The organism is Kocuria sp. CCUG 69068 (assembly GCF_020833785.1).
Lineage (GTDB): Bacteria > Actinomycetota > Actinomycetes > Actinomycetales > Micrococcaceae > Kocuria > Kocuria rosea.
Genome location: NZ_PDDL01000044.1, coordinates 1 through 20,278 on the forward strand (window position 1 = coordinate 1; position 20,278 = coordinate 20,278).

Here is a 20,278-nt window from a genome sequence, read left to right on the forward strand (position 1 = left end):
GCCACCGCGGCGTCGACGGTGCCCTCGCCCCCGTCGGCCAGGGGCACCGCCCGGATCCGGGCCCCGGGCCGGTGCTCACGCACCCCGGCCGCGAGCACGGCAGCGGCCTCGGCCGCCGTCAGCGACCCCTTGAACTTGTCCGGGGCCACGACCACCCGGGGCCGCTCGCCGAGCACGTGCGGCCCCACGTCAGGCGGTGGCGCGGGCGGGTGCGCCGGTCAGGGACGGCAGCACCAGGGACTCCCAGCGCTCCTTCATCACGGCGAGCACGACGTCCGGGTCCTGGTCGAAGATCTCCTGGTTGAAGATCTCGACCTCGACCGGGCCCGTGTAGCCGGCGGCGGCGACCCAGCGCCCGATCGTGCCGAAGTCGATCACCCCGTCCCCCATCATCCCGCGGGAGAGCAGGGCGTCGGAGGCGATCGGCAGGTTGAAGTCGCAGACCTGGTAGGACGCCAGCCGGCCCTCCGCGCCGGCCCGGGCGATCTGGGTCTCCAGCCCGGGGTCCCACCAGACGTGGAAGGTGTCCACCACCACGCCCACGGCGTCCACCGGGTGCGGGGCGGCGAGGTCCAGGGCCTGCCCGAGCGTGGAGAGCACGGCCCGGTCGGCCGCGTACATGGGGTGGAGGGCCTCGAGCACGAGGCGCACCCCGTGCTCGAGGGCGTAGGGGACGAGCTCGGCGAGCCGTTCGGCCACGCGCTCGCGGGCGGCCACGACGTCCTTGTCGCCCCGGTCGCCCTCGCCGCCCAGGACGTGGGCGGCGGCGGGCAGGCCGCCCACGACCATGATCAGCTCGCTCGTGCCCAGGACCTGGGCCTCCCGGATGGCGGCCCGGTTGCTCTCGAGCGCGGCCCGCTGCCCGGCCTCGTCGGCCGCCGTGAGGAAGCCGCCGCGGCACAGGCTGGAGACCTGCAGCCCGGCCTGCTCGATGATCCGGGCCGCGTTCTCGAGCCCTGCCTCGGCCACGCGGTCGCGCCACACGCCGATGTGCCCCAGCCCGGCGCGGGCGGTGGCGTCCACCGCCTGCTGCAGGGTCAGGCCGCGGGTGGTGCCCGTGTTCAGCGACAGCTGGAAGTCCGCGCTCATGCCGCACCTCCCGTGCTGCCGGCCGGCACGAGAGCCGGTGCGAGGACCGGCGCGCCGAGGCCCGCCGCGTCGAGGAAGGTGCTCATCCGCCGCGCGGCGAGCTCCGGGTCGAGCAGCAGCCCGGCCCGGTCGGCCAGCCTGAACACCTCGACCAGGTGCGGCACGGAGCGGCCCGAGTGCAGTCCGCCGACCATCTGGAACCCCGGCTGGCTGCCGTTGAGCCAGGACAGGAACGCGATGCCGCACTTGTAGTAGAAGGTCGGGGCACTGAAGACGTGGCGCCCGAGCTCCTCCGTGGCGTCGAGGATCGCCCGCGCCCGGCCGGGCTCCCCGGCGTCGTAGGCCTGCAGCGCGGTGGACGCCGCCGGGTAGATGCCGGCGAAGATCCCCAGCAGCGCGTCGGAGTGCCGGGTGCCGTCGCCGTCGATGAGCTCGGGGTAGTTGAAGTCGTCGCCGGTGTAGAGGCGGACCCCCTCCGGCAGCGCCGCCCGCAGCCGGGTCTCGTGCGCGGCGTCCAGGAGGGAGACCTTGACGCCGTCGACCTGCCCCGGGTGGGACCGGATGAGCTCGAGGAAGGTCTCCGTGGCCGTGTCCACCGCGTCGCTGCCCCAGTAGCCGGCCAGCGCCGGGTCGAACATCGTCCCGAGCCAGTGCAGGACCACCGGGTGCCGGGCCTCGCCCAGGAGCTGGGAGTAGACCCGCAGGTAGTCGTCGGCGTCCCGGGCGGCCCGCACCAGTGCGCGGGACGCCATCAGGATGACCTTCGCCCCGGCGCCCTCGACCACCTCGACCTGCTCCCGGTAGGCCTCGAGCACGGCGCGCAGCCCGTTCTCGCCGGGCGTGACGCCCGCCGGGTCCAGCTGGTCCGTGCCCGCCCCGCACGCGATGAGGTCGCGGACGGTCCTGCCCGCCAGGGCCGGGCTGCCGGTGGCCAGCGCCGCCGAGGCCTCGGCGGTCGAGCGCCGGATCAGCTGCTGGGTGGCCGGCCAGTCCAGGCCCATCCCCCGCTGGGCGGTGTCCATGGCGTCGGCCACGCCCAGCCCGTAGGACCAGATGTCGTGGCGGAAGCCCAGGGTCGCGTCCCAGTCCAGCTGCGCCGGCGCCCCGGGGGTGTTGTCCGCGAGCACCAGGGGCACCACGTGCGCGGCGGCGTAGGCCTTGCGCGCGGTGAGGGGCGCCTGCGGCCGGGTCCAGCTCCCCGGCCCGGAGAGCACGTGCTCGGTGCGGGATCCGCTGCCGTCGGGCAGGAGCACGGCGCTCACCGGACGGCCTCGGCGGTGCGCCGCTCGGCCGGGGAGAGCTCGATCGCCGGGATGTCGATGGTGCGGCGCTCGGCCGAGGAGCGCAGGCCCAGCTCGGCCAGCTGCACCCCGCGCGCGGCGGAGAGCAGCCCGAACCGGTGCTCGCGGCCCGCTGCGACGTCGGCCAGGAACTCCTCCCACTGCGCCTTGAAGCCGTTGTCCAGCTCCGCGTTGGCCGGCACCTCCAGCCACTGGTCGCGGAAGGACTCGGTGACGGGCAGGTCCGGGTTCCAGACCGGCTTGGGCGTGTGGGCCCGCTGCTGGGCCACGCACTTGTTCAGCCCGGCGACCGCCGAGCCGTGGGTGCCGTCCACCTGGAACTCCACCAGCTCGTCGCGGTACACGCGCACGGCCCAGGAGGAGTTGATCTGGGCGACCACGGGGTCGCCGTCCGGGGTCTCGAGCTCGAAGACGCCGTAGGCGGCGTCGTCCGCGGTGGCCGGGTACTCGTGGCCCTGCTCGTCCCACCGCGCGGGGATGTGCGTCACGGCGGTCGAGGTGACGGACCGGACCGGGCCCACGATGCCCTCGAGGACGTAGTTCCAGTGGCAGTACATGTCGACGGTCATGGACCCGCCGTCCTCGCGCCGGTAGTTCCAGGACGGGCGCTGGGCCTCCTGGTGCTCGCCCTCGAAGACCCAGTAGCCGAACTCGCCGCGCAGGGACAGGATCCGGCCGAAGAAGCCCTCGTCCACGAGCCGCCGCAGCTTCACGAGACCGGGCAGGTAGAGCTTGTCGTGGACCACGCCGGCGGTGACGCCGCGCTCCTGGGCGATCTGCGCCAGCTCGACCGCCTCGTCCAGGGTCTCGGCGGTCGGCTTCTCGGTGTAGACGTGCTTGCCGGCGCGCATGGCCTTCTTGAGGGTCTCGGCCCGGAGGCTGGTCATGGAGGCGTCGAAGACCACGTCCACGGTGGGGTCCTCGATGACCGCGTCGAGATCGGTGGTCCAGTGCTCCACGCCGTGCCGGCGCGCCAGCTCGGCGACCTTGGCCTCGTTGCGGCCCACGAGGATCGGCTCGACGGTCACGCGGGTGCCGTCCGGCAGGGTCACTCCTCCCTGGTCCCGGATGGGCAGGATCGAGCGCAGCAGGTGCTGGCGGTAGCCCATGCGGCCGGTGATGCCGTTCATGGCGATGCGGAGAACTCGGGGCTCGGACATCATCAACTCCAGAGAATTCGGGAAATTTGTAGGAAAGCGCTTTCCACTCTAGGGTTGGCTCAGTGTGACTGTCAACACGTTCCCGGTCCCGGACTCCCCGGCGCGGGGGCGAGACGCCCACCGGATGCGGTGAGGAGGAAGCAGGACCGGACGATGAGCGCAGTGACCCTCTCCCAGGTGGCCCGGGAGGCCGGGGTGTCCCTGGCCACGGCCTCCCGGGTGCTCAACGGGTCGGACCGCCGGCCGGCCGAGCACATCGCGGAGCGCGTCCGGGACGCCGCGGAGTCCCTCGGCTACGTGGCCAACGCCCAGGCGCAGGCGCTGGCGCGGTCCACCACCGGGCTGGTGGGGCTCGTGGTCCACGACATCGCCGACCCCTACTTCTCCTCGATCGCCAAGGGCGTGCAGCGCCGGGCCCGCACGGACCGGCACCAGCTGCTGCTGGCCGCGACCGACGGCACCGACCAGCTCGACGCCGTCGCGGCCTTCGCGTCCCACCGCACCGACGCGATCATCATGGCGGGCTCGCGGCGGCGGGAGATCGACCCCCGGCTGCTCGCCGAGCTCACCCGCTACCAGAAGAACGGCGGCCGGGTGGTGACCATCGGCCAGGCCTGGCTCGAGGGCGCCGGCGCCGTCACCATCGACAACCGCAGCGCCGGCGACGACCTGACGGACATGCTGATCGGGACGGGCCGGACCCGCTTCGCCTTCCTCGGCGGGCCGGACGAGCTCGCCAGCGCGGCGGAGCGCCGGGCGGGCTTCCGCGCGGCCCTCGAGCGGGCGGGCGTGGAGCCGGAGGCCGAGGTCACGGAGGACTTCAACAGCCAGGGCGGCTACGAGGCCGCACGGGCGCTGGTGGACCGGCTCGGGGCCGACGCCGTGCGCGGGCTCACGGTCGTGGTCGGCAACGACGTCATGGCGCTCGGCGCGATCGCGGGCTTCCGGCACGCCGGGCTCGTGGTGCCGGACGACCTGCGGGTGGCCGGCTTCGACGACATCCCCAACCTGCGGGACTTCTCCCCGGGCCTGACCACCGTGCGCTTCCCCCTGGAGCAGATCGGGGAGACCGCCGCGGACATCGCCCTGAGCCACGACCAGGTCCGGATCGAGCACGTGGTGGGCGAGATCGTGCGGCGCGAGAGCGCCTGACCCCCGCACGGCCGAGGGCGCCGCCGCCGGACTCCTGTCCGACGGCGGCGCCCTCCGTCGTGCGGGGCAGGGGCTCAGAGGTGCGCCTCCCCCGCCTTCACGGCCAGGACCGGCCGGTCGGACTGCAGGAGGATCCGCTGGGCGTGCGAGCCCATGATGAACTTCCCCACCTGGGAGCGCTGGCGCAGGCCGATGACGATCCGGGACACGTCGTGCTCCCGGGCGAGATCGAGGATCTCCTGGGCGAGGTCGTCCCGGTGGGACGGCTGGAGCACGGTGTGCGGGACGCCGGCGGACTCGGCGGCGGAGGTGACGCGGCGCAGGTCGTCGTCGGAGGCGACCGACTTGTCCGCCAGGGCGCCCTCGCGCACGGAGTTGACGATCAGCAGCCGCTCCCCCCGCAGCCGGGCCTCCTCGATGGCGGCGCGGACGGCGGCCTCGCCGACGGGGGTGGGGACGTAACCGACGAGGATGCTCATGCGTTCTCCTTGACAGGGGTGCGGTCGGAGTCCTCGACGGACGGTCCCGCGGGGGACGTCCCGGAGGCGCTGCGACGGCGGAGGGCGGACTGGATGACGGGCAGCACGGCGACGAGCACGAACAGCAGCAGCAGGGTCGCCGAGATGGGGCGGGTGAAGAACCCGGTGACGTCTCCCTCGAAGACGAGCAGGGAGCGGCGCAGGTTGGACTCCAGCAGGGAGCCGAGGACGAAGGCCAGCACCAGGGGGCCGGGCTCGAAGCCGAACTTCTTCATGAGGTAGCCGACGGCGCCGAAGACCACGACGAGCATGACGTCGAACATCGAGTTGTTGATCGTGTAGGCGCCCAGCATCGTGATCAGCACGGTGATGGGGGCGAGGATGGCGCCCCGCACCCGGAGGATGCGCACGAAGACCCCGATGAGGGGGATCGACATGATCAGCAGCAGGATGTTGCCGACGTACATGGAGTTGACCACGCCCCAGAACAGCTCGGGGTCCTGCTGGACGAGCTGCGGGCCCGGCGTGACGCCCTGGATGAGCAGGGCGCCGAACATCAGGGCCATTGTGGCGTTGGCCGGGATGCCCAGGGTGAGCAGGGGGATGAAGGAGCTGGTGGCCGCCGCGTTGTTGGCGGTCTCCGGGCCGGCGACGCCCTCGATGGCGCCCCTGCCGAAGCGCTCGGGCTGCTTGGCCCGCTTCTTCTCCATGGCGTAGGCGGCCATCGAGGAGATCGTGGCGCCGCCGCCGGGCAGGATGCCGAGGAAGAAGCCCAGGACCGAGCCGCGGCCGATGGCCCCGGACGACTGCTTGAGGTCCGCCCGGGAGGGCCAGACGTTGGAGACCTTGTCGGGCGCCTTGGCCGCACGGTGGCGCTCCTCCAGGTTGTGCAGGATCTCGCCGAGGCCGAACAGCCCCATGGCCACGGGCACGAAGTCGATGCCGTCGGCCAGGTTGAGGTTGCCGAACGTGAGCCGTTCGGCTCCGGTGAAGACGTCGCGGCCGACCGTGGCCAGCAGCAGCCCGAAGCACGCGGCGATCAGCGCCTTGGACTTGTTGCCGTTGCTGATGGTGGCCACCAGCAGGATGCCGAGCAGGGCGAGCGCGGTGTACTCGGGCGGACCGAAGTCGAGGGCGAAGCCGGCGACGAGCGGGGCCAGGAAGGTGAGGCCGACGATCGCGACGGTGCCCCCGATGAAGGAGCCGATCGCGGCGATGCCCAGCGCGGTGCCGGCACGGCCCTGCTTGGCCAGCATGTAGCCGTCGAAGACCGTGACCACGGAGCTGGCCTCGCCGGGCAGCCGGAGCAGCACGGAGGTGATGGTCCCGCCGTACTGGGCCCCGTAGAAGATGCCGGCCAGCATGATGATCGCCGTCACCGGTTCGATGCCGTAGGTCAGCGGCAGCAGGATGGCGATGGTCGCGGCAGGGCCCAGGCCGGGCAGCACGCCGATCAGCATGCCGATGGTCACGCCCAGGAGGCAGTACAGCAGGTTGGTCGGTTGGAGGACGACGCCGAAGCCGTCCAGGGCGGGTTGCAGGAAGTCCATGCGGGAGCCTTTGGTCGGTGGCCGCCGTGGCGGCGGCCGTCAGAACAGGTGCGGGATCGACGTGCCGAGGGCGGTGATGAAGATCAGGTAGAAGGCGACGACGACGAGCGCGGAGTACAGGGCCGCGGCCCGCCACGTCTCGCCACCCAGGAACTTCATCCAGACGAAGGACAGGAGCAGGGCGGGGATCTCGAAGCCGATCACGGGCATGAGCAGCACCAGCCCCACGAGGGTCACGAGCCCGCAGGCGGCCAGCAGCGACTCCCGGGTGAACTTCTCCCCCTCTCCTCCGCGCCGGCCCAGGACCAGGTGGGACAGGCCGATCACGACGGCCACGACGCTCACCACGAACGGCCACATGCCGGGGGCCGGCTGCTGCGGTGTGCCCAGTCCCATGCGCAGGGACAGCACGGCCGCGGCAGCCGCCAGCACCGTGACCGCCAGGGTCGAGCCGAGGGCCGCCGCGCGGCCGCCGGGCGGCGGGCCCTCGGCCTCCCACCGGGCGGCGAGCTGCTCCGGGGTGAGCTCCTCGACCGCCGTCTCCGGGTCGTGGAGGACGTCGGCGACGGAGGCCGTGCCGTCCGGGCGGGACTGCTTCATGGAGTCGCTCCTGGCTGTAGTGGTCGGCAGGGCCGTGGTGGTGGTCATGGCGGCGCCGGTCCCTACTCGGCGAGGGAGATGTCGTGCTCCTCGACGAGCTGCTCGTAGCGCTCGGCGAGCTCGGTCCACTCCGCCTCGACCTCCTCGCCGGAGACCTCCCACGGGGTGAGCAGGTTCTGCTCGTTGAAGTCCTGGTAGGCCTCCGACTGCACGGCGGCGTCGAAGGCCTCGACCAGCCGCGCCTTGACGTCGTCCGGGAGCCCTTCGGGAGCGGCCACCGCCCGGTACTGGGAGACGGGGACGTCGTAGCCGGACTCGACGGCGGTGGGCACGTCGGGCAGGAACTCGTTGCGCTCCTCGGAGAACACCACGATCGGCGTCACCTCGCCGGCGTCGATCTGCGGCTTGGCCTCGCCCAGCTGGACGGTGGCGACCTGCACCTGGTCGCCGAGCACGGCGGTCAGCGCCGGGGAGCCGGAGTCGAAGGGCACCTCGGTGCCGGTGATGTCGGCCTGCGCGAACAGCACGGTCTGGGCCAGCTGGGAGCCGGTGCCCACGCCGGTGGTGCCGTAGCTGAACGAGCCCGAGGCGCCCTGCACGTCCTCGAGGGACTCCAAGCCGGACTCCTTGCTCGCGACCATCACGTAGTCGTCCTGGGACAGGCCCTTGAGCACCTCGACGTCGTCCAGGGACACGGCCTCCTCCTCGCCCACGGCCAGCGGCGTGATGGTGATCAGCGAGGCGTTGAGCAGCACCAGATTCTGGCCGTCGGGGGACGCGCCGGCGACCTCCTGGGTGGCGAGGGCGCCGTTGGCGCCGGGCTTGTTCACGACCGGCATCGGGACCCCGAGGTCCTCCGCTGCGGCGTCGGACACGGCGCGGGCGATGAGGTCGGTGGATCCGCCGGCGGCCTGGCCGACGGTCAGGGTGATGGGATCCGTCGGGAAGTCCGCCCCGGAGGCGCTGCTGCCCCCGCCGACGTTGCCGCCGCACGCGCTGAGCGCGAGGAGCGAGGTCGCTGCGGTGACGCCGACGAGCGCCGTGCGGAACGAGGTGTTCTTCATGGGTTCTCCTGAAGGGGTGAGGGATCGGAACCGCCCGACCGGGGCGCGAGAGGACTCGCACCCCTGTGAGTGGCATCACAAGCGGATCGGTTCCCGAGCCTAAAGAGGGATGATGATGCCTGTCCAAGCCAATTCGTGCATTGAGTAATACCCGGAGGACATGATGTTCACACTCGATCAGGCACGGAGCTTCATCGCCGTCGCGGAGGAGCTGCACTTCGGCCGCGCCGCCGTGCGGCTCAACATGACGCAGCCTCCCCTGAGCCGCCAGATCCAGAAGCTCGAGAAGACGGTGGGGGTCGAGCTCCTGGAGCGGGACAACCGCCGGGTGGCGCTCACGGCCGCCGGGCGGGCGTTCCTGGTCGAGGCCCGCAAGCTGGTGGTCGCCGCCGACCGGGCGCCGCTGCTGGCGCGCCGGATCGCCGCCGGGCGCTCGGGGGTGCTGCGGATCGGCTTCACGGCGGCCTCCGGGTTCAGCCTGCTGGGACCGCTGCTCAGCGAGATCGAGCGGGTGCTGCCGGACGTCGACGTCGACCTGCAGGAACTGGTGACCGGCGAGCAGCTGCAGGCGCTCGAGAACGGCGACCTCGACCTCGGGCTCGCCCGCCCGCCCTTCGACACGGAGCTCTTCGAGTCGCAGCTGCTGCTCGCCGAGGACCTGTACGTCGCCGCCCCGGCCGACCACCCGCTGAGCATCCTCAGGCGGCCCGTCACGTCGGCCGACCTCAAGGACCTCCCGCTGATCATGCACTCCCCCACCAAGGCGCGGTACTTCTACGACCACGTGGTGCGGCTCGTGGAGGTGGAGCACCGCAACGTCGTCCACACCGTCAGCCAGGTCCTCACCATGGTGGCGCTCGTGGCCGCGGGGCGAGGAATCGCCTTCGTCCCGGAGTCCGCCCGGCTGCTCGGCATCGACGGCGTGTCCTACCACCGGCTGGCCAGCAGCTCCTCGGGCTCCGTCGAGCTGCACGCCCTGTGGGACCGCACCTCGAAGAATCCCGCCCTGCACCACCTGCTCGACCTCCTGCGCACCCAGCCGCACTGAGCACAGCATCGATGCCCTCAGTGCATGACTCCATTCAAAAACGGCCTTGGACAGCATCAAAAGTCCTCCCTAGGGTGAGACGTGATTCACAGGCAGAACGCCTCACCTCGACCCATGCGAAGGACGACGACCGTGGCCACACACACTCCCCGGGAACTGGCGGACAAGCTCAAGGACGGCCTGCTGTCCTTCCCCGTCACCGCGTTCGACCAGGACCTGCTCTTCGACGAGAGCGCCTACCGCCAGCACCTGTCCTGGCAGGCCTCCTACCCCGTGGCCGGGCTCTTCGCCGCCGGCGGCACCGGGGAGGGCTTCTCCCTCACCCCCGAGGAGACCGCCACCGTGGTGGCCGCGGCCGTTGACGAGGTCGCCGGCCGGGTCCCCGTGCTGGCCCCGGCGGCCGGCAACACCGCCCAGGCCGTGCGCAACGCCGCCGACGCGTCCGCCGCCGGGGCCGAGGGCCTGCTGCTGCTGCCCCCCTACCTCACCGAGTGCGACCAGGAGGGCCTGCTCGCCCACGCCTCGGCCGTGTGCCAGGCCACCGACCTCGGGGTCATCGCCTACAACCGGGCCAACGCCATCTACTCCGCCGCCACGATCGCCCGGCTGGCCGAGCGGCACGAGAACTTCATCGGCTTCAAGGACGGCGTCGGCGACATCGAGCACCTCACCAAGGTCTACGCCACCAACGGGGACCGCCTGTTCTACCTGGGCGGGCTGCCCACCGCGGAGACCTTTGCCCTGCCCCTGCTGCAGCTGGGGATGAGCACCTACTCCTCGGCGATGTACAACTTCGTCCCCGAGTTCGCCCTGGAGTTCTACGCCGACGTCCGCGCCCAGGACCGGGCCGCCGTCACGGACAAGCTCAACCGGTTCGTGCTGCCCTACATCGAGATCCGCGACCGGGTGAAGGGCTACGGGGTCTCCATCGTCAAGGGCGGGCTCAAGGCCGTGGGCCGGGACGCCGGCGGGGTCCGCCCCCCGCTGCAGGACCTCACCGAGACCGACCTCGCCGACCTCACCGCCCTCATCGACGCCCTCCCCACCGGCACCCCGGCGGACACCCTGCAGCGGGCCTGACACCAGCCTCTCCCCAAGAGACCGCACGCACAGACAGCGAAGGAAACCCATGTCCGTGAGCACCCAGACCACCACCCTCTCCGGCCACTCGATCATCGCCGGCCGCCAGGTCGTCGGCACCGGCGGCACCACCCACGGCATCGACCCGGCGACCAACGCCGAGCTCGAGCCCGCGTACTCCCTGGTCGACGAGGCCCAGCTCGCCCAGGCCACCGCGGCCGCCGAAGAGGCCTTCGAGTCCTTCAGCAGCCTCGACCCCGAGACCCACGCGGGCTTCCTCGAGAAGGTCGCCGCCAACATCGAGGCCGCCGGCCCCGAGCTGGTGGACCGCGCCTCGACCGAGACCGGACTGCCGAAGCCCCGCCTGCAGGGCGAGCTGGCGCGCACCACCGGGCAGCTGCGGCTGTTCGCCCGTGTGGTGCGGCAGGGCGACCACCGCGGCGTGCGCATCGAGCCGCCCCTGCCGGAGCGCACCCCCCTGCCCCGCCCGGACCTGCGCCAGCGCAAGGTCCCGCTGGGCCCGGTGGCCGTGTTCGGGGCCAGCAACTTCCCGTTCGCCTTCTCCACCGCCGGCGGCGACACCGCCTCCGCGCTGGCAGCCGGCTGCCCGGTGGTCTTCAAGGCGCACAACGCCCACCCCGGCACGGGAGAGATCGTGGGCCGCGCCCTCACGGACGCGGTCCGCGAGAGCGGCCTGCACCCGGGGGTGTTCTCGCTGATCTACGGTCCCGGCGCGAGCATCGGCCAGGCCCTGGTCAGGGACCCGGCCATCAAGGCCGTCGGGTTCACCGGGTCCCGCGGCGCCGGCACGGCGCTGATGGCCACGGCTGCGGCCCGTCCCGAGCCCATTCCGGTGTACGCCGAGATGAGCTCCATCAACCCCGTCTTCCTCTTCGACTCCGCCCTGCGCGGTGACGCCGAGGAGTTCGCCCGCGCCTACGTCACCTCCCTGACGGGCTCCTCCGGGCAGCTGTGCACCAACCCGGGTCTGCTGTTCGTGCCCGAGGGAGAGGCCGGCGACGCGTTCCTGGCCGCCGTCGGGCTCGTGCTGGCCGACGCCGAGGGCGCGACCATGCTCACCCCCGGCATCGCCCGCTCCTGCCGGGAGGGCATCGACGCCCTGGGCTCCCAGGAGGACGTCGAGATCGTGGCCCGCGGCAAGGAGGGCCCCACCGAGAACGCCCCCGCCCCCGTGGTCTTCGGCGCCCAGGTCCCCACCTTCCTCACCAACCCGGTGCTGCAGGAGGAGATCTTCGGCGCCTCGTCCCTGGCGATCCGCTACGGCTCCGCGGAGGAGCTGGTGGCCGCGGCGGCCCGGATGGAGGGCCAGCTGACGGCGAGCCTGTTCCTGTCCGAGGAGGACGTCCCCACCGCGGCCCCGCTGCTTCCGGTGCTGGAGCGCAAGGTGGGCCGGATCCTCGCCAACGGCTGGCCGACCGGCGTAGACGTGGGCGAGGCGATGGTCCACGGCGGCCCGTTCCCGGCGACCTCCGACTCGCGGACCACCTCGGTGGGCACGCTCGCGATCGAACGGTTCCTCCGCCCCGTGGCCTACCAGAACATCCCCGCCGCCCTGCTGCCCGCGCCCGTGCAGGACGACAACCCGTGGCACCTCAACCGCCGGGTCGACGGCCGCATCCAGCTGGCCGGCCCCCGGGAAGGAGACCGCGCATGAGCGCCCAGCCCACCGTCGCACGGCTCGAGGTCGTGCCCGTCGCGGGGCACGACTCCATGCTGCTCAACCTCTCCGGCGCCCACGGGCCGTTCTTCACCCGCAACGTGGTGATCGTGACGGACTCCGACGGGCGGACCGGCCTGGGCGAGGTCCCGGGCGGGGAGGCGATCCGCGCCACGATCGAGGAGGCTGCCGGGCTGCTGGCGGGGCAGCCCGTGGCGCTGTTCCGCACCCTGCTGCGCCGGGTCGCCGCGGCCTTCGCGGACCGGGACGCCGGCGGGCGCGGCCTGCAGACCTTCGACCTGCGCACCACCGTGCACGCCGTGACCGGCATCGAGTCCGCCCTCCTGGACCTGCACGGGCAGTTCCTGGGCGTGCCGGTGGCCGAGCTGCTCGGCGACGGGCAGCAGCGCGCCTCGGTGCCCATGCTGGGCTACCTGTTCTTCGTGGGCGACCCGGACAGCACCGGCCTGCCGTATCTGCGCGAGCCCCACGGCGCGGACCAGTGGGAGCGGGTGCGCCGGGAGGAGGCGATGACCCCCGAGGGCATCGTGCGCCTGGCCGAGGCATCCCGGGAGCGGTACGGCTTCAAGGACTTCAAGCTCAAGGGCGGCGTCCAGGCCGGCGACTTCGAGGTCGACGCCGTCACGGCGATCAAGGAGCGGTTCCCCGAGGCCCGGGTCACCCTCGACCCCAACGGCGGCTGGCTGCTCGAGGAGGCCGTCCGGCTGGGCCGGCGGATGCAGGGCGTGGTCGCCTACGCCGAGGACCCGTGCGGCGCCGAGGGCCGGTTCTCCGGCCGCGAGGTGATGGCGGAGTTCCGGCGGGCCACCGGCCTGCCGACGGCGACGAACATGATCGCCACCGACTGGCGCGAGATGTCCCACGCGGTGCGTGCCGGCGCCGTGGACATCCCGCTGGCGGACCCGCACTTCTGGACGATGGCCGGCTCCGTGCGCGTGGCCCAGCTGTGCCACGAGTTCGGGCTGACGTGGGGCTCCCACTCCAACAACCACTTCGACATCTCCCTGGCCATGTTCACCCACGTGGGTGCGGCGGCACCGGGCGAGATCACCGCGCTGGACACGCACTGGATCTGGCAGGACGGCCAGGGCCTCACCCGGGAGCCGCTGCGCATCCGCGACGGCGAGATCCGGGTGCCCGCGAGCCCGGGCCTCGGCGTGGAGCTGGACCGCGAGCGCCTGGCGGAGGCCCACGAGCTCTACCTCGAGCACGGGCTGGGCGCCCGCGACGACGCCGCGGCCATGCAGTACCTCATCGAGGGCTGGAGCTTCGACCCGAAGCGCCCCTGCCTGGTCCGCTGAGCCGGAGAGGAGCGGCCGGATGACGGGGGTGCTGCTGGGCTTCGGCGTGGTGGCCGTGCTCACGGCCGTCGGTTTCGCCACCGCCGCGCTGCTGCCCGGTGAGGCCCGCACCATGCGTGCGGGCCTCACCCCCGTCATCTACTACCTGACCAATCCGGCGCTGATGGTGGTGCTCGTGGCGGGCACCGACCTCGGGGCCGTGCTCGGGGTCTACACCCCGATCGCCCTCGCCACCGCCGCGATGGCGGGTGCGCTCTTCGCCCTGTACAGCGGCCTGGTGCTGCGCCGGGGAGCGGCCCGCACGGCGGTCGGCGCCATGGCCTCCTCCTACGTGAACGCCGGGAACATCGGGCTGCCCATCGCGCTCTACGCGGTGGGCAGCGCCGCGCCCGTGGTCTCCGTGCTGCTGGCCCAGCTGCTGGTGATCGCCCCGCTCTATCTGCTCGTGTTCTCCTGGGCCACCCGCCCGTCGCGCCGTGCCGGTCCGGGAGCGGCAATCAGGACGGCGGCCCCCGGGCGGACGAGCACCTCGACCGGCCGCACGATCGTGCGGTCGGTGGCGAACCCCGTCACGGTCGGCACCGCGGCCGGAGTGCTGCTCTCCGCGACCGGCGTGGAGGTGCCCGAGGTGCTGTGGGCCCCCCTCGAGATGCTCGGCCAGGCGTCCGTCCCCCTGCTGCTCCTGCTGTTCGGGATGGGACTGCACGGGCAGCGCCCGTTCCGGAACCGCGCGCTCGTGCCGGACGTGCTCGGCGGGACGCTGGTCAAGGTGGTCGCGATGCCCGTGCTGGCGTGGGCGATCGGCAGGTTCGGGTTCGGCCTGGGCGGCACCGAGCTGCTGGGCGTGGTCGTCATGGCGGCCCTGCCCACGGCCCAGAACGTGTTCCTGTTCTCGTCCCAGTTCCGGATGCCGGCCAACGCCGCCCGCGACATCATCCTCCTCAGCTCGTTCCTCTCCTTCCCGGCCGTCCTCCTCGCCGGCCTGCTCCTGCACTGACCCGGGGCGCCCCGCGTGCACGGCACCGGCGCTGCACGGGGTCGGAGCGCTGTCGCAGTACCGTGGAGCCTGTCCGGGCCGCCCCTCGCGGGGCCGGCCTGCCCGCCAGCCCCGAGGAGACCTCCCCGTGCCGAGCCCGAGCGCCGATCCGCCGAGCGCCCCCACGTCCCGCCGGGCGCTCGTCTACCTCGCCGTGTGCGTGGTCCTGGTGGGCCTGAACCTGCGCACGGTCTTCTCCAGCTTCTCCGCGATCCTCCCGGAGATCACCGCGGCCGCCGGCCTCCCCGGGTGGGCGGTCACCGTGCTGACCACCGCCCCGGTGACGCTGCTCGGCGTCTTCGCGCCGTTCGCGCCGCGCCTGGCCCGCCGGTTCGGGTCCGAGAACGTGCTGCTGGGCGCGATGGTGGTCCTGACCCTGGGCCTGGTGGCCCGCGGGCTGCCCCTGCCCGGGGCGAGCGCCCTGCCGCTGCTGCTCGCGGGGACGGTCGCGTGCGGCGCCGCGATCGCCCTGGGCAACGTGCTGCTGCCGTCCATCGTCAAGCGGGACTTCGCCCACCGGATCGGCCTGATGAGCGGGCTCTACACCACCGCGATCTGCGCGTCCGCCGCCCTCGGCGCGGGCCTCACCTACCCGGTGTTCCAGGCCACGGGCTCCTGGCGGGGCTCCCTGGCGGTGTGGGCGGTGCCCGCGGCCGTGGTGGTGGCGCTGCTCGTGCCGGTGGCGCTCCGCCGCCGGGCGCCCGGCCCCCCGCCGCCAGGGACCGACGGGCCCGGCCCCTGGCGCTCGCCGGTGGCCTGGCAGATCACCCTGTTCATGGTCTTCCAGGCGATGATGTCCTTCAGCGTCTTCGCGTGGCTCGCCCCCATCCTGCGGGACCGCGGGATCGACGGCGCCGCCGCCGGGCTGATCGTGGCCGTGTCCATCCTGCTCCAGATGACGGGCTCGCTCTTCGCCCCGGTCCTGGCCGCGCGGATGGCCGACCAGCGGGTGCTCAACGCCGCGGTGGCCCTCATGGCCGGCGGCGGCTTCGTGCTCTCGATCTTCGGGCCCCTCCAGCTGATCTGGGTCTGGACCGGGCTGCTGGGGCTGGGCCAGGGCAGCCTCACCGCCGTGGCCCTGACGATGATCGCGCTGCGGACCCGCAGCAGCCACATGGCGGTGCGGCTCTCGGGCATGATGCAGGGCGTCGGCTACGGCGTGGGCTCCTCGGGCACCTTCCTGGTGGGGCAGCTGCTGCACTGGACCGGGGGCTTCGCCGCGGCGGGCGTCATGTTCGCGGCGGTCGGCACGCTCGCGGCGGTCTTCGGCTGGCAGGCCGGCCGGGCCCGCCTCATCCGGGAGTGACCACCCCGTCCGCCGCGCCCCGGGGCGCGGCGGTGGAGGAGCGCTCGACGAGCGAGGTCTGGAGCTGGAGCGGGTGGACCCGGCGGGACCCGCCGGCCAGCAGGGTGATCGCGCGCTCGACGGCCATCTCGCCCATGGCGTGCAGGGGCTGGCGCACCGTGGTCAGCTTGGGCGAGGCCCAGCGCGCGAGCAGCGTGTCGTCGAAGCCGACCACGCTGAGGTCCTCGGGCACCCGCAGCCCCGCCTGCCGGGCGGCCTCGAAGGCGCCGAGGGCGGCCTCGTCGGAGGCCGCGAACAGGGCCGTGGGCGGATCCTCGAGCTCGAGCAGCTCCTGGGCGCCGGCGAAGCCCGCCTCGTAGCTGAACCCGCCGCCCGTCACGAGCCCGGGGTCGTGCGGCACCCCGGCGTCCTCCAGGGCGCTGCGGTAGCCGGCCAGGCGCTCGCGCGCCGGGACCGAGCCCCCGGCGCCGCTGAGGTGGCCGATCCGGCGGTGCCCGAGCCCCAGGAGGTGGGTGGTGGCCTCGTGCCCGCCGGCCCAGTTGGTGGAGCCGATGCTGGGGACCGTGGACGGCAGGCTGTTCACGGGGTCGATGGCCACCAGCGGGACCTGCGCGTGGGCCGCGGCGGCCACCTGCTCCGCGGTCAGCGGGGTGGTCACGGCGATGACCGCGGTCTCGCCCGTGCGGCCGCAGCGGGCGAACCAGTCCTCGGAGAACGGGGGGACGTCGCCCTGCTCCAGGCTCGGCAGCGTGCTCAGCATGAGGTCGGCCTCGGCGCGGCCGCAGGCGTCCACGGCGCCGGCCATCACCTGGAGGGAGTAGTTGCTCTCGAGGGTGTCGAAGACGAGCACGATGGCCGTCCGGGGCCGGCGGGCGGCCGAGCCCGTGTAGCCGAGGTCGGCGACCGCGGCCCGGACCCGCTCCCGCGTGTCCTCCCCCACGTCGGGGCGTCCGTTGAGCACCTTGGAGACCGTGCCCTTGGAGACGCCGGCCTGGGCGGCCACCTGGCTCAGCGTGGTTCTCTTCATGCGGGACGATCTCCTCGGACGCGGGCGGGTCACGGGCGGACGGCGAAACGTTTCGACGCACTTCGCCGCAGTGGCCCCGGTCACACCAGGGGGTTGACGGGTGTGAAACAGGCCACTTACTCTTCTCGCAACGAAACGCTACACGAAAAGTTTCGTAGGCGCAATGCATTGCTCGACGACGAGGAGAACGCCATGACCACCCACCGCAGCCTCCGCCCCGCGCCCGCCGGCGCCCACCGGGGCCCCTTCTCCCCCCGCTCGCTGTCCCGCATCGCGCTCGTGGGCGCCGCGGCCCTGACCCTGGCCGGGTGCAGCGCCGGGGCCCAGCCCGGCGGCGGGGGCGGCGAGGGCGGCGCCAGCGCCTGGACGCTGACCGGCGGCGCCGAGGAGACGTTCCGCAGCTCCTTCCAGGCGTGGAACGACGCCAACGGCGACAGCCCCATCACCGCCGAGTACTTCGCGAACGACGCCTTCAAGGAGAAGATCCGCACCAGCGTCGGCTCCGGCAACGCGCCGACCCTGATCTACAACTGGGGCGGCGACACCCTGGAGAGCTACGTCGAGAACGGCAGCGTGGTGGAGCTGACCGGGGAGATCCCCGAGATGGAGGAGCGCGCCCTCGACTCCGTGCTGGAGACCGGCAAGGTGGACGGGAAGCTCTACGCCGTCCCGAACAACAACACCCAGCCCGTCATCCTGTACTACAACACCAAGCTCTTCGAGGAGGCCGGCGTCGAGGTCCCCACCACGTGGGAGGAGATGCTGGACGCCGTGGAGGCCTTCAAGGCCGAGGGCGTCACGCCGATCTCCGTGGCCGGCTCCAGCCAGTGGCCGTACCTCATGTGGATCCAGTACCTCACCGACCGGATCGGCGGGCCCGAGGTGTTCCAGGCCGTCGTGGACGGCGAGGAGGACGCGTGGTCGCACCCGGCGATCACCCAGGCCCTGGAGAAGATCCAGGAGCTCGTCGAGGCCGGCGGCTTCGGCGACGCCTACGGATCCGTGGTGGCCGACGCGGGCGCCGACGTGGCGCTCGTGCACACCGACCAGGCGGCCATGATGCTGCACGGCAGCTGGGTCTACTCCAGCTTCCTCACCGACGCCCCCGAGTGGACCGCCGAGGGCAACCTGGGCTACACCACGTTCCCCGAGATCGAGGGCGGACAGGGCGACCCGCAGAACATCGTGGGCAACCCGGCGAACTTCTGGGCCGTGTCCGCGGACGCGTCCGAGGAGGAGCAGGCCACGGCCCTCGAGTACCTCGACGACATGAACCTCGACGACGCCGCGGTCGACACGCTCTTCGACGCCGGGCTGATCCCCGCCGTGGACGGCGTGGAGGACAGGATCGCCGAGACCGAGCACCCGGAGTACCTCGACTTCGCCTACTCGATGGTCCAGGACGCGCCGAACTTCCAGCTCTCCTGGGACCAGGCGCTCCCGGCCGACCAGGGACAGGCCCTGCTGACCAACCTCAGCCAGGTCTTCGCCGGCGAGATGAGCCCCGAGGAGTTCCAGACCGCGATGAACGGGACGCTCTGATGCTCGTGCGCTCCTCCACCCGGCGGAGGGCCCGGGCGGGCGCCGGCCCCAGCAACTGGATGCTGGCGCCCGCCCTGGTCTTCTTCGGCATCTTCGCGATCGGTCCGCTGCTGGGCGTCCTGGTGCTGTCCTTCATGGAGTGGGACGGCCTGGGCACCCCGCAGTGGACCGGGGGCGAGAACTGGGTGTCCGTGCTCGAGAACCCGGTCTCGCGGCAGGCGATGGTGCTGACGGTCCAGCTCACGCTGCTGAGCTACGCCGTGCAGTTCCCGCTGAGCCTGCTGCTCGGCGTGTTCATGGCCGGCCGCCAGCGGTACCGGGAGTTCCTCTCCGTCCTGTACTTCCTGCCGATGCTCTTCTCGGCCGCGGCGATCGGCATCGCCTTCAAGGCCCTGCTCGACCCGAACTTCGGGCTGTCGCGGGCGTTCGACGCGGCGCTGCTGCGGCAGGACTGGCTGGGTGACGGGAGCCTGGCGTTCTACGTCGTCGTCGTCGTCATCTCGTGGTCCTTCATCCCCTTCCACTCGCTGCTCTACCAGGCGGGGGTCCGGCAGATCCCGCGGACCATGTACGAGGCCGCCACCATCGACGGCGCGGGCACGGTGCGGCAGTTCTTCTCGATCACGCTGCCGCAGCTGAAGTACACCATCGTGACGTCCTCCACGCTGATGCTGGTCGGCTCCCTGACCTACTTCGACCTCGTCTTCGCCCTCACCGGGGGCGGGCCGGGCACCGCGACCCGGATCCTGCCCCTGGACATGTACCTGACCGGATTCCGCAGCAACCAGATGGGCGAGGCCAGTGTCCTGGCGGTCATCCTCGTCGCCGTGGGGCTCACCCTCGCCCTCGGCCTGCAACGGCTCACCGGGGCCGAAAAGATGGAGAGCCAGGCGGAAGGTGCGTAGTCCCATGAGCACACGAACCACGGACACCCCTCCCGTGCGCACGCGGCCCGGGGGCGCGCCCCGCCCGGACGCCCGGCCGGCGGCCGCCCGTCCCGCCCGCCGGCGCCGGGGGCTCCCGAACATCCCGGCGGCCGTCGGCGGCTGGCTGTGGCTGGGCGCGATCATCATCCCGATCTACTACATCGCCATCACGAGCCTGAAGCCCCGCGAGGACTACTACTCCACGAACCCGCTGCTGCCCTCGTCCCCGACGTTCGCGCCGTACGCCACGGTCCTGCAGAACCAGTTCGTCCAGTACTTCCTCAACAGCGTGGTCGTGGTCGTGTTCACGGTGGCCGGGATCGTCTTCCTGTCCCTGCTCGCGTCCTACGTGATCGTGCGCAGCCGGAGCGGGCTGGCCGTGTTCTCGAACCGGCTGTTCCTGCTGGGCATCGCCATCCCGATCCAGGCGACGATCATCCCGATCTACCTGATCATCGTCCAGCTCGGCCTCTACGACACCCTGGCCGCCCTGATCCTGCCCGGGATCGCGTCCGGGATCCCGATCACGGTCCTGATCCTGACGAACTTCATGCGGGACATCCCCAACGAGCTCTACGAGTCCATGACCCTCGACGGCGCCGGCGACTGGAAGGTCTTCCGCACGCTCGTGCTGCCGCTGAGCCTGCCCGCCATCACCACCGTGGGCGTCTACAACGCCCTCAACAGCTGGAACAACTTCCTGTTCCCGCTGATCCTCACGCAGAGCTCCGCGAAGCGCACGCTGCCCCTGTCCCTGTGGACCTACCAGGGGGAGTTCCAGGCCGACATCCCCGCCGTCCTGGCCGCCGTCGTCCTCTCGGCGCTGCCGATCCTCGTCCTCTACGTCTTCGGGCGCCGGCACCTCGTCGCCGGGCTCACCGCCGGCTTCGGCAAGTGACGCGCCCACCGAGCAGAAAG

Annotated in this window: 19 protein-coding genes; 10 read left to right on the plus strand and 9 right to left on the minus strand. The window is 72.5% G+C overall.

Features of this window, described 5'->3' with window-relative positions:
• From CRM73_RS10150 to CRM73_RS10165, 4 genes are all read right to left on the minus strand, one after another.
• Positions 1–188: glycerate kinase (locus CRM73_RS10150; protein WP_229587588.1), on the minus strand; the 188-nt coding region annotated here is incomplete at its 3' end.
• Position 189: 1 nt separating this feature from the next.
• Positions 190–1,089 carry a sugar phosphate isomerase/epimerase gene (locus CRM73_RS10155; protein WP_017834666.1) on the minus strand — a complete coding sequence of 300 codons (900 nt, stop codon included), beginning with the start codon at positions 1,087–1,089 and terminating at the stop codon, positions 190–192.
• The gene (locus CRM73_RS10160; protein ID WP_229587590.1) at positions 1,086–2,351 is read right to left on the minus strand and encodes a dihydrodipicolinate synthase family protein; all 1,266 of its coding nucleotides are present in this window, start codon (positions 2,349–2,351) and stop codon (positions 1,086–1,088) included. The genes CRM73_RS10155 and CRM73_RS10160 overlap by 4 nt, the downstream gene beginning before the upstream one ends.
• A complete protein-coding gene (locus tag CRM73_RS10165; protein WP_095650257.1) occupies positions 2,348–3,550 on the minus strand; it encodes a Gfo/Idh/MocA family protein in 1,203 nt (400 codons plus the stop codon). The genes CRM73_RS10160 and CRM73_RS10165 overlap by 4 nt, the downstream gene beginning before the upstream one ends.
• A 153-nt stretch (positions 3,551–3,703) precedes the next feature.
• Here CRM73_RS10165 and CRM73_RS10170 point away from each other — a divergent pair, with 153 nt between their 5' ends.
• Positions 3,704–4,702 carry a LacI family DNA-binding transcriptional regulator gene (locus CRM73_RS10170; protein ID WP_095650256.1) on the plus strand — a complete coding sequence of 333 codons (999 nt, stop codon included), beginning with the start codon at positions 3,704–3,706 and terminating at the stop codon, positions 4,700–4,702.
• Positions 4,703–4,776: 74 nt separating this feature from the next.
• On the opposite strand, the gene CRM73_RS10175 is transcribed toward CRM73_RS10170, so the two are convergent.
• Genes CRM73_RS10175 through CRM73_RS10190 form a run of 4 tightly spaced genes read right to left on the minus strand, consistent with a single transcriptional unit; the run spans position 4,777 to position 8,395 of the window.
• The gene (locus CRM73_RS10175; protein WP_017834662.1) at positions 4,777–5,181 is read right to left on the minus strand and encodes a universal stress protein; all 405 of its coding nucleotides are present in this window, start codon (positions 5,179–5,181) and stop codon (positions 4,777–4,779) included.
• Entirely contained in the window at positions 5,178–6,731 is a 1,554-nt protein-coding gene (locus CRM73_RS10180) for a tripartite tricarboxylate transporter permease (RefSeq protein WP_017834661.1), read from the minus strand. The genes CRM73_RS10175 and CRM73_RS10180 overlap by 4 nt, the downstream gene beginning before the upstream one ends.
• A 39-nt stretch (positions 6,732–6,770) precedes the next feature.
• Positions 6,771–7,379 carry a tripartite tricarboxylate transporter TctB family protein gene (locus CRM73_RS10185; protein ID WP_229587592.1) on the minus strand — a complete coding sequence of 203 codons (609 nt, stop codon included), beginning with the start codon at positions 7,377–7,379 and terminating at the stop codon, positions 6,771–6,773.
• Between the two features lie 14 nt (positions 7,380–7,393).
• Positions 7,394–8,395, minus strand: coding sequence for a tripartite tricarboxylate transporter substrate binding protein (locus CRM73_RS10190; protein WP_017834659.1), 1,002 nt, complete (start codon positions 8,393–8,395; stop codon positions 7,394–7,396).
• Between the two features lie 163 nt (positions 8,396–8,558).
• Here CRM73_RS10190 and CRM73_RS10195 point away from each other — a divergent pair, with 163 nt between their 5' ends.
• The 6 genes from CRM73_RS10195 to CRM73_RS10220 all read left to right on the plus strand — a co-directional run bounded on the left by CRM73_RS10195 (position 8,559) and on the right by CRM73_RS10220 (position 15,865).
• A complete protein-coding gene (locus tag CRM73_RS10195) occupies positions 8,559–9,443 on the plus strand; it encodes a LysR family transcriptional regulator (RefSeq protein ID WP_095650255.1) in 885 nt (294 codons plus the stop codon).
• A 132-nt stretch (positions 9,444–9,575) separates the two neighbouring features.
• Positions 9,576–10,523: a 5-dehydro-4-deoxyglucarate dehydratase gene (kdgD, locus tag CRM73_RS10200; RefSeq protein WP_017834657.1), complete on the plus strand. Its 948-nt coding sequence runs from the start codon at positions 9,576–9,578 to the stop codon at positions 10,521–10,523.
• 49 nt (positions 10,524–10,572) lie between these two features.
• Positions 10,573–12,198, plus strand: a complete 1,626-nt coding sequence (locus CRM73_RS10205) for an aldehyde dehydrogenase (NADP(+)) (RefSeq protein ID WP_109243166.1) — start codon at positions 10,573–10,575, stop codon at positions 12,196–12,198.
• Positions 12,195–13,523, plus strand: a complete 1,329-nt coding sequence (locus CRM73_RS10210; protein ID WP_109243167.1) for an enolase C-terminal domain-like protein — start codon at positions 12,195–12,197, stop codon at positions 13,521–13,523. Before CRM73_RS10205 ends, CRM73_RS10210 begins: the two co-directional genes overlap by 4 nt.
• A gap of 19 nt (positions 13,524–13,542) precedes the next feature.
• Positions 13,543–14,520 carry an AEC family transporter gene (locus CRM73_RS10215; RefSeq protein ID WP_229587594.1) on the plus strand — a complete coding sequence of 326 codons (978 nt, stop codon included), beginning with the start codon at positions 13,543–13,545 and terminating at the stop codon, positions 14,518–14,520.
• A gap of 127 nt (positions 14,521–14,647) precedes the next feature.
• A complete protein-coding gene (locus CRM73_RS10220; RefSeq protein WP_109268363.1) occupies positions 14,648–15,865 on the plus strand; it encodes an MFS transporter in 1,218 nt (405 codons plus the stop codon).
• On the opposite strand, the gene CRM73_RS10225 is transcribed toward CRM73_RS10220, so the two are convergent.
• Entirely contained in the window at positions 15,852–16,892 is a 1,041-nt protein-coding gene (locus CRM73_RS10225; protein WP_017834652.1) for a LacI family DNA-binding transcriptional regulator, read from the minus strand. The two genes, CRM73_RS10220 and CRM73_RS10225, sit on opposite strands and share 14 nt — an antisense overlap.
• A 192-nt stretch (positions 16,893–17,084) precedes the next feature.
• On the opposite strand from CRM73_RS10225, the gene CRM73_RS10230 reads away from it, so the two are divergent.
• The 3 genes from CRM73_RS10230 to CRM73_RS10240 are packed head-to-tail and all read left to right on the plus strand — an operon-like array spanning position 17,085 to position 20,258.
• Positions 17,085–18,434, plus strand: coding sequence for an extracellular solute-binding protein (locus CRM73_RS10230; protein WP_081615857.1), 1,350 nt, complete (start codon positions 17,085–17,087; stop codon positions 18,432–18,434).
• The gene (locus CRM73_RS10235; RefSeq protein WP_017834650.1) at positions 18,434–19,339 is read left to right on the plus strand and encodes a carbohydrate ABC transporter permease; all 906 of its coding nucleotides are present in this window, start codon (positions 18,434–18,436) and stop codon (positions 19,337–19,339) included. The genes CRM73_RS10230 and CRM73_RS10235 overlap by 1 nt, the downstream gene beginning before the upstream one ends.
• A 4-nt stretch (positions 19,340–19,343) precedes the next feature.
• Positions 19,344–20,258 (plus strand): carbohydrate ABC transporter permease, encoded by a 915-nt coding sequence (locus tag CRM73_RS10240; protein WP_081615855.1) that lies wholly within the window; start codon positions 19,344–19,346, stop codon positions 20,256–20,258.
• Positions 20,259–20,278 lie beyond the last annotated feature (20 nt).

Excerpts from the sequence above, each read along its gene's own strand:
- CRM73_RS10215 (WP_229587594.1), top strand. The coding sequence starts at position 13,543 with ATGACGGGGGTGCTGCTGGGCTTCGGCGTGGTGGCCGTGCTCACGGCC.
- CRM73_RS10210 (WP_109243167.1), top strand. The coding sequence starts at position 12,195 with ATGAGCGCCCAGCCCACCGTCGCACGGCTCGAGGTCGTGCCCGTCGCG.
- CRM73_RS10195 (WP_095650255.1), top strand. The coding sequence starts at position 8,559 with ATGTTCACACTCGATCAGGCACGGAGCTTCATCGCCGTCGCGGAGGAG.
- CRM73_RS10230 (WP_081615857.1), top strand. The coding sequence starts at position 17,085 with ATGACCACCCACCGCAGCCTCCGCCCCGCGCCCGCCGGCGCCCACCGG.
- CRM73_RS10165 (WP_095650257.1), bottom strand. The coding sequence starts at position 3,550 with ATGTCCGAGCCCCGAGTTCTCCGCATCGCCATGAACGGCATCACCGGC.
- CRM73_RS10205 (WP_109243166.1), top strand. The coding sequence starts at position 10,573 with ATGTCCGTGAGCACCCAGACCACCACCCTCTCCGGCCACTCGATCATC.
- CRM73_RS10170 (WP_095650256.1), top strand. The coding sequence starts at position 3,704 with ATGAGCGCAGTGACCCTCTCCCAGGTGGCCCGGGAGGCCGGGGTGTCC.
- CRM73_RS10190 (WP_017834659.1), bottom strand. The coding sequence starts at position 8,395 with ATGAAGAACACCTCGTTCCGCACGGCGCTCGTCGGCGTCACCGCAGCG.
- CRM73_RS10225 (WP_017834652.1), bottom strand. The coding sequence starts at position 16,892 with ATGAAGAGAACCACGCTGAGCCAGGTGGCCGCCCAGGCCGGCGTCTCC.
- CRM73_RS10235 (WP_017834650.1), top strand. The coding sequence starts at position 18,434 with ATGCTCGTGCGCTCCTCCACCCGGCGGAGGGCCCGGGCGGGCGCCGGC.
- CRM73_RS10155 (WP_017834666.1), bottom strand. The coding sequence starts at position 1,089 with ATGAGCGCGGACTTCCAGCTGTCGCTGAACACGGGCACCACCCGCGGC.
- CRM73_RS10240 (WP_081615855.1), top strand. The coding sequence starts at position 19,344 with ATGAGCACACGAACCACGGACACCCCTCCCGTGCGCACGCGGCCCGGG.
- CRM73_RS10180 (WP_017834661.1), bottom strand. The coding sequence starts at position 6,731 with ATGGACTTCCTGCAACCCGCCCTGGACGGCTTCGGCGTCGTCCTCCAA.
- CRM73_RS10175 (WP_017834662.1), bottom strand. The coding sequence starts at position 5,181 with ATGAGCATCCTCGTCGGTTACGTCCCCACCCCCGTCGGCGAGGCCGCC.
- CRM73_RS10185 (WP_229587592.1), bottom strand. The coding sequence starts at position 7,379 with ATGACCACCACCACGGCCCTGCCGACCACTACAGCCAGGAGCGACTCC.